Origin of the sequence: Sphingomonas sp. (assembly GCF_042096255.1) — a bacterium.
Taxonomy (GTDB): domain Bacteria; phylum Pseudomonadota; class Alphaproteobacteria; order Sphingomonadales; family Sphingomonadaceae; genus Sphingomonas.
Map to the genome: position 1 here is coordinate 1 of NZ_JBELLZ010000137.1, position 6,097 is coordinate 6,097.

Consider the following 6,097-nt stretch of genomic DNA (forward strand, 5'->3'; position numbering starts at 1 on the left):
GTCGAAGCCGCCCATCTGCTGGAAATAGGTGAACTGCGTCACCTCCATGCCGTCGCACCAGACTTCCCAGCCCAGGCCCCAGGCGCCGAGCGTCGGGCTTTCCCAATCGTCCTCGACGAAGCGGATGTCGTGGACGCTCATGTCCACGCCGATCGCGGCGAGGCTGCCGAGATACAGCTCCTGCAGGTCGGGCGGGCTCGGCTTCAGGATCACCTGATATTGGTAGTAATGCTGTAGCCGATTGGGGTTCTCGCCGTAGCGGCCGTCGGTGGGGCGGCGGCACGGCTGGACATAGGCGGCGCGCCACGGCTTGGGGCCGAGCGAGCGCAGCGTCGTCGCGGGATGGAAAGTGCCCGCGCCCATGCGCATGTCATAAGGCTGGAGGATCGCGCATCCGCGCTCCGACCAATATTGGTGGAGGCGCAGGATCATCGCCTGAAAGCTGAGTGGCTGGCTCATCGTGCCGCGGCTTAGGCGAGCGGCTCGCGCTCTGGCAACCCGCGCGGGGGTGGATTAGGCGGGTGTTCATCCCCCGCCAGCCAAGGCCCACCCATGCTCCGCTTCCTCGCCGCGCTGCTCGCGCTCACCCCCCTGCCCGCCTGCGCCCAGGCGCCGACCCAGCCAGCGCCGCAGCCGACCAAGGCCGCCGCCGCCACGCCGGGCGATGCCGATCCGGCCTTGTGGGTGGTGAAGGACGAGGACACCACCGTCTATTTGTTCGGCACCATCCACCTGCTAAAGCCGGGCCTCAGCTGGTTCGACGAGGCCGTGAAGGCCGCGTTCGACAAGTCCGACACTTTGGTGACCGAGATCGTCGCGCCCGACGATGCGGCGATGAAGGCGCTGGTCGCCCGCGTCGGTGCCGCCGCGCCCGATGCGCCGCCGCTGTCGCAGCGTATCCCGGCGGACAAGCGCGCCGCTTATGACGCCGCACTCAAGAAGCTGGGCGTGCCCGCCGCCGCGTTCGACCGGCTCAAACCCTGGCTCGCCGCGGTGACGGTGTCGATGGCGCCGCTCCAGTCGATGGGATACGATGGCGCCAACGGGCCCGAGCAGGTGCTGGAGGCGGCGGCCAAGGCGCAGGGCAAGAAGGAGCTGGGGCTGGAAACCGCCGAGCAGCAGTTCGGCTATTTCGACAGCCTGTCGGAGTCGGCGCAGATCGGCTTCCTCACCTCCACCATCGAGGAGCTGCCCAATATGGGCCCGCTGATCGAGCGAATGGTGACCGACTGGGCGGAGGGCGATCCCGACGGCCTTGCCGCCGAGATGAACGACAATCTGAAGGACGAGCCCGAGGTGGCAGAGAAGATCCTCTATGCGCGCAACCGCACCTGGGCGGGCTGGATCGCCGAGCGGATGAAGCAGCCGGGCACCGTGTTCATGGCGGTGGGCGCGGGACACCTCGCCGGCGCGGGCAGCGTGCAGGAGCGGCTGCGCGAGCGCGGGATAACGGCGGAGCGGGTCCGCTACTGACTGGACTTTGCCGCCGCGGGCCGCTATCCGCGCGCGCTTCCGTCATGGTCATCCCTGGAGGCGTGGCGGAAGCTTGAACCACCGTTTCGAAAGGTACCGCACATGAGCGACACGCTGACGCTCGCGGCCGAGACGCGTGACCGGGTTGGCAAGGGAGCCTCCCGTTCGCTGCGTCGCGAAGGCCGCGTCCCCGCCGTGATCTACGGCCAGAATCAGGAGCCCCTCTCGATCCATCTGGAGGAGAAGGCGCTCGTCAAGGCGCTGAACACCGGCCATTTCATGACCACCGTGGTCACCGTCGCCGGCGTCCGCACTTTGCCCAAGGACGTCGCGTTTCACCCGGTGACCGACCGTCCGCTCCACGTCGATTTCCTGCGCGTGGGTGAGCATTCCACCGTCACCGTCTCGGTGCCGGTCGTGTTCGCCGACGAGGACGAGGCGCCCTTCTCGCGTGCCGGCGGCGTGCTCAATATCGTCCGCCACGAGGTGGAGGTGACCTGCGACGCCGCGGACATCCCGACCGAGCTCACGATCAGCCTGAAGGGCTATGCGGTCGGCGATTCGGTCCACATCTCGAACGTGTCGCTGCCCAAGGGCGTGGTGCCGACGATCGACGACCGCGACTTCACCATCGCCACGATCGTCCCGCCGACGGTGCCGACCGCGACTGCGGACGAGGAGCCGGCCGCCGAGGGCGAGGCTCCGACGGAGTAAGCGAACGCAAGCCCCTCCCCTTCAGGGAGGGGTTGGGGTGGGGCAGTGCCGCGGGCGATCGTCTCGGTGAGACACGGCCCCACCCCCTGCCTCTCCCCTGAAGGGGAGGGGTTAGTGACAATGCAACTCTGGGTCGGCCTGGGCAATCCCGGCGCGCAATATGCGATGCACCGGCACAATGTCGGCTTCATGGCGGCGGACGCCATCGCCGCAGTGCACGGCTTCGCCCCGCCGCAGAAGAAGTTCCAGGGCTGGCTGCAGGAAGGCCGGATCGGCACGCACAAGATGCTGCTGCTCAAGCCCGCCACTTTCATGAACGAAAGCGGCCGCAGCGTCGGCGAGGCGCTGCGCTTCTACAAACTCGGCGTCGAGGCGCTCACCGTCTTCCACGACGAGCTCGACCTGGCGCCGATGAAGCTCAAGGTGCGAATGGGCGGCGGCCTCGCAGGCCACAACGGCCTGCGCTCGATCGACCAGCATTTCGGGCCGGAGTTCCGCCGCGTGCGGATCGGCATCGGCCATCCCGGCCACAAGGACCGGGTCACCGGCCATGTGCTGGGCAACTACGCCAAGAGCGAGATCGATCCCCTGTCGGACCTGCTCGGCGCGATTGCGGCGGAGGCGCCGTGGCTTGCCGATGGTGACGACGTCCGCTTCATGAACGAGGTCGCGCTGCGACTCCAGCCCTGACGCCGGGCGCCAGAACAAAAGTTACGGAACCCCCTTTCCTCTCCCCCGCCAAGCAGGCATCTTGATCGCGAGAGCGGCACAAAGCCGCGCACGGATGGAGAGCGATGATGGCGAAGCGGATCGCCGTGGCGGGTGCGGGCATGGGCGGGCTGTGCGCCGCCATCCTGGCGCGCCAAGCCGGGCATGAGGTGACGATCTACGAGCATGCCGACGATGTCGGCGGCACCTGGCGGGCGAACCGCTACCCCGGCGTTGCCTGCGACGTGCCCGCAATCCTCTACCAATTCTCCTTCGCCCCCAATCCGAACTGGAGCCACCATTTCGCGCGCGGACCCGAGATCCACGATTACACGCGCGGGCTCGTCGACCAATTCGGCCTGCGCGAGTCGCTCCACCTGAACGAAGGGGTGTCGCGCGCGACTTGGGACGAGGACGATAAGGTCTGGGTGGTGGAGACCGAAAATGGCGAGCGCGGCACCTTCGACGCGATCGTCCCCGCGCTCGGCCAGCTCAGCCGCCCCTGCCTGCCCGGCATCGCCGGCCGCGACAGCTTCGCCGGCACGATGTTTCACGCGGCGGAATGGCCCGAGGCGCTCGATCTCACGGGCAAGCGCGTCGGCGTGATCGGCTCGGCGGCGAGCGCGGTGCAGTTCATCCCGGAGATCGCCAAGGAAGCCGCCCAGCTCGTCGTCTTCCAGCGCACGCCCAATTGGGTGGTGCCGCGCAACGACCATGAAGTCACGCCCGAGACCAAGGCGCTGATGATGACCAACATCGAGATGGCGATGAAGCTCGGCGCGTCCCAGCGCGCGATGATCTTCGACAATGCCGACGCTTTCTTCTGGCAGGCCTTCCAGTTCACCCCCGAAGGCCGCGCCGCCTTCACCCGCACCGCGCTCGACCATCTGGAGGCGCAGGTGCCCGACCCGGAACTGCGCGCGAAACTGACTCCCGAATATCCGATCGGCTGCAAGCGCATCCTGATCTGCGACGATTTCTATCCCGCGCTGATGCGGGAGAACGTGACGCTGGAGACCGCGTCCATTGCTGCGATCGCGTCCAACGGCGTCCGCACTGCCGATGGCTTCCACGATCTCGACGTGCTGATCTTCGCCACCGGCTTCGAGACCACCGAGTGGAACTGGTCGATGGAGGTGGTCGGCGAGGGCGGGCGGACGCTCAAGGAGGCGTGGAAGGACGGGCCCGAGGCCTATCTCGGCATCATGGCCGCGGGCTTCCCCAACATGTTCATGCTCTATGGGCCGAACACCAACCTGGGGCACAATTCGATCAGCTTCATGATCGAGCGGCAGGTAGGCTATATGCTCAAGACGCTGGAAGCGCTCGAAGCCGACGGCGCCAGGGCAGCGGTGCCGACGCCGGAGGGCCAGCAGCGCTTCAACGATCGAATCGGCCAGTTGCTCGACGGCACCGTTTGGGCCGATCCGCACTGCCACAGCTGGTACAAGGCCGCGAACGGCCGCGTGTACCAGAATTGGGCGGGCAGCTGCGGCGACTATGCGCGCGAGACGGAGACGCTCGACCGCGAGGCGCTGGCCTTCGCCTGACGCCGCCAGGCGAGCGAGCGCGCGTTGAGGCGGTGCAGATCGGCGGTGCCGGCGATGGCGGCGCGGCCGAGGTCGAGCGCGCGTTCGAGGATTGCCATGTCGGCATGGCGGTAGGCGGGACGGCGCGAGATGGCGTCGTACCAGACCCCGCCTACCGCATTGTCGAGCAGGATGCGCTGGAAGCAATGATCGGCGCGGACCGGCCAGTCGCGTGAGGCGGCGAGCGCGGGCAGCTCGTGGCGGGTGAGATCGAGCCACGCGGCTTCGAGGGCGGCGCGGTTGATCACCAGCCGATCATCACAGGATCTCATAAAGCTGAGATGGTGCTGGGCCATGCTGCGGGCCACTCCCCTCCCTGCGAGGGAGGGGTCGGGGGTGGGTGGAGGCATGGCGAAACGCGTGCGTCCGAGGTGGACGCCTCAGTATCGCCGAGAACTTCAACGCGCCGCGGCGAAGCCGCGTCGTGACGTCGGACGGCGCTGTAGCGCCGCCGGCCGAGCCGATCGCGGCGAACCTCGCCCGCAGCTTGCGTTGCGGGCTCGGGCGATCGGCTAGACGTGGATCGGCTTGCCCTGCACCGCCATCGCCGCTTCCTTGATCGCCTCCGAATGGGTCGGATGTGCGTGGCAGGTGTAGGCGATGTCCTCGCTGGTCGCGCCGAACTCCATCGCCTGCGCGGCCTGGGCGATCATCGTGCCTGCGACCGAGGCGATGCACCACACGCCGAGCACGCGATCGGTCTTGGCGTCGGCGATCACCTTCACGAAGCCGCCGTCCTCGTGATTGGTCTTGGCGCGGCTGTTCCCCGCCATCGGGAACTTGCCGACCTTGGTCTCGCCCCGCTCCTTGGCCTGCTCCTCGGTCAGGCCAACGCCGGCGATCTCGGGCCAGGTGTAGACCACGCTCGGGATCACGTCGTGATTCACGATGCCGTGCTGGCCGGCGATGTTCTCGGCGACGGCGATGCCCTCGTCCTCCGCCTTGTGCGCGAGCATCGGGCCGGGGATCACGTCGCCGATCGCCCACACGCCCTCGACCGAGGTGCGGAAGTCGTGGTCGGTCTCGATCTGGCCGCGGTTGTTGACCTGGAGGCCGATCGTGTCGAGGGCCAGCCCGTCGGTGTTCGGGCGCCGGCCGATCGACACGAGCACCGCATCCGCCTCGATCGTCTGCGCCTCGCCACCCGCGGCGGGCTCGATCGAGAGCGTCGCCTTGTCGCCCGACACGGTGACGCCGGTCACCTTGGTGCCCAGCTTGAACTCGATCCCCTGCTTCTTGAAGATCTTATTGGCTTCCTTGCGGACCTCGCCGTCGAAGCCGGGCAGGATCTGGTCGAGATATTCGACGCAGGTCACCTTGGCGCCCAGCCGCCGCCAGACGCTACCCAGCTCCAGCCCGATCACGCCGCCGCCGATGACGACCATGTGCTCGGGCACCTTGGCGAGCTCCAGCGCGCCGGTGGAGTCCACGACGACCTTCTGGTCGATCTCGACGCCCGGCAGCGGGGTGACCGACGAGCCGGTGGCGATGACGATGTTCTTGGCGGTGACCTTCTGGTCGCCGACGCTGACGGTGTGCGCGTCCTCGAAAGCGGCGCGACCCTTGAGCCAGGTGACCTTGTTCTTCTTGAACAGGAACTCGATGCCGCCGGT

7 protein-coding genes are annotated in these 6,097 nt (G+C 67.8%); 4 read left to right on the forward strand and 3 right to left on the reverse strand.

Annotated features, from left to right (window positions below; all coding sequences use genetic code 11):
- Positions 1-459 (reverse strand): glycine--tRNA ligase subunit alpha (locus ACFDTH_RS16860; RefSeq protein ID WP_375288721.1); only part of this gene is annotated, 459 nt, incomplete at its 3' end.
- A gap of 93 nt (positions 460-552) precedes the next feature.
- Here ACFDTH_RS16860 and ACFDTH_RS16865 point away from each other — a divergent pair.
- From ACFDTH_RS16865 to ACFDTH_RS16880, 4 genes are all read left to right on the forward strand, one after another.
- Positions 553-1,473 carry a TraB/GumN family protein gene (locus ACFDTH_RS16865; RefSeq protein WP_375288722.1) on the forward strand — a complete coding sequence of 307 codons (921 nt, stop codon included), beginning with the start codon at positions 553-555 and terminating at the stop codon, positions 1,471-1,473.
- Between the two features lie 102 nt (positions 1,474-1,575).
- Positions 1,576-2,187, forward strand: a complete 612-nt coding sequence (locus ACFDTH_RS16870; protein ID WP_375288723.1) for a 50S ribosomal protein L25/general stress protein Ctc — start codon at positions 1,576-1,578, stop codon at positions 2,185-2,187.
- Positions 2,188-2,307: 120 nt separating this feature from the next.
- On the forward strand, positions 2,308-2,877 hold the full coding sequence (gene pth / locus ACFDTH_RS16875) for an aminoacyl-tRNA hydrolase (protein WP_375288727.1): 570 nt from the start codon (positions 2,308-2,310) through the stop codon (positions 2,875-2,877).
- A 107-nt stretch (positions 2,878-2,984) separates the two neighbouring features.
- Positions 2,985-4,445 carry a flavin-containing monooxygenase gene (locus ACFDTH_RS16880; RefSeq protein WP_375288724.1) on the forward strand — a complete coding sequence of 487 codons (1,461 nt, stop codon included), beginning with the start codon at positions 2,985-2,987 and terminating at the stop codon, positions 4,443-4,445.
- Here ACFDTH_RS16880 and ACFDTH_RS16885 read toward each other — a convergent pair.
- Positions 4,394-4,756: a GCN5-related N-acetyltransferase gene (locus ACFDTH_RS16885; protein ID WP_375288725.1), complete on the reverse strand. Its 363-nt coding sequence runs from the start codon at positions 4,754-4,756 to the stop codon at positions 4,394-4,396. The genes ACFDTH_RS16880 and ACFDTH_RS16885 overlap by 52 nt on opposite strands.
- A 240-nt stretch (positions 4,757-4,996) precedes the next feature.
- Positions 4,997-6,097 (reverse strand): dihydrolipoyl dehydrogenase (gene lpdA, locus ACFDTH_RS16890; protein WP_375288726.1); only part of this gene is annotated, 1,101 nt, incomplete at its 5' end.

What these genes read in the sequence shown, in the direction of transcription:
- ACFDTH_RS16865 (WP_375288722.1), top strand. Translation starts at nt 553, where the DNA reads ATGCTCCGCTTCCTCGCCGCGCTGCTCGCGCTCACCCCCCTGCCCGCC.
- ACFDTH_RS16870 (WP_375288723.1), top strand. Translation starts at nt 1,576, where the DNA reads ATGAGCGACACGCTGACGCTCGCGGCCGAGACGCGTGACCGGGTTGGC.
- pth (WP_375288727.1), top strand. Translation starts at nt 2,308, where the DNA reads ATGCAACTCTGGGTCGGCCTGGGCAATCCCGGCGCGCAATATGCGATG.
- ACFDTH_RS16880 (WP_375288724.1), top strand. Translation starts at nt 2,985, where the DNA reads ATGGCGAAGCGGATCGCCGTGGCGGGTGCGGGCATGGGCGGGCTGTGC.
- ACFDTH_RS16885 (WP_375288725.1), bottom strand. Translation starts at nt 4,756, where the DNA reads ATGAGATCCTGTGATGATCGGCTGGTGATCAACCGCGCCGCCCTCGAA.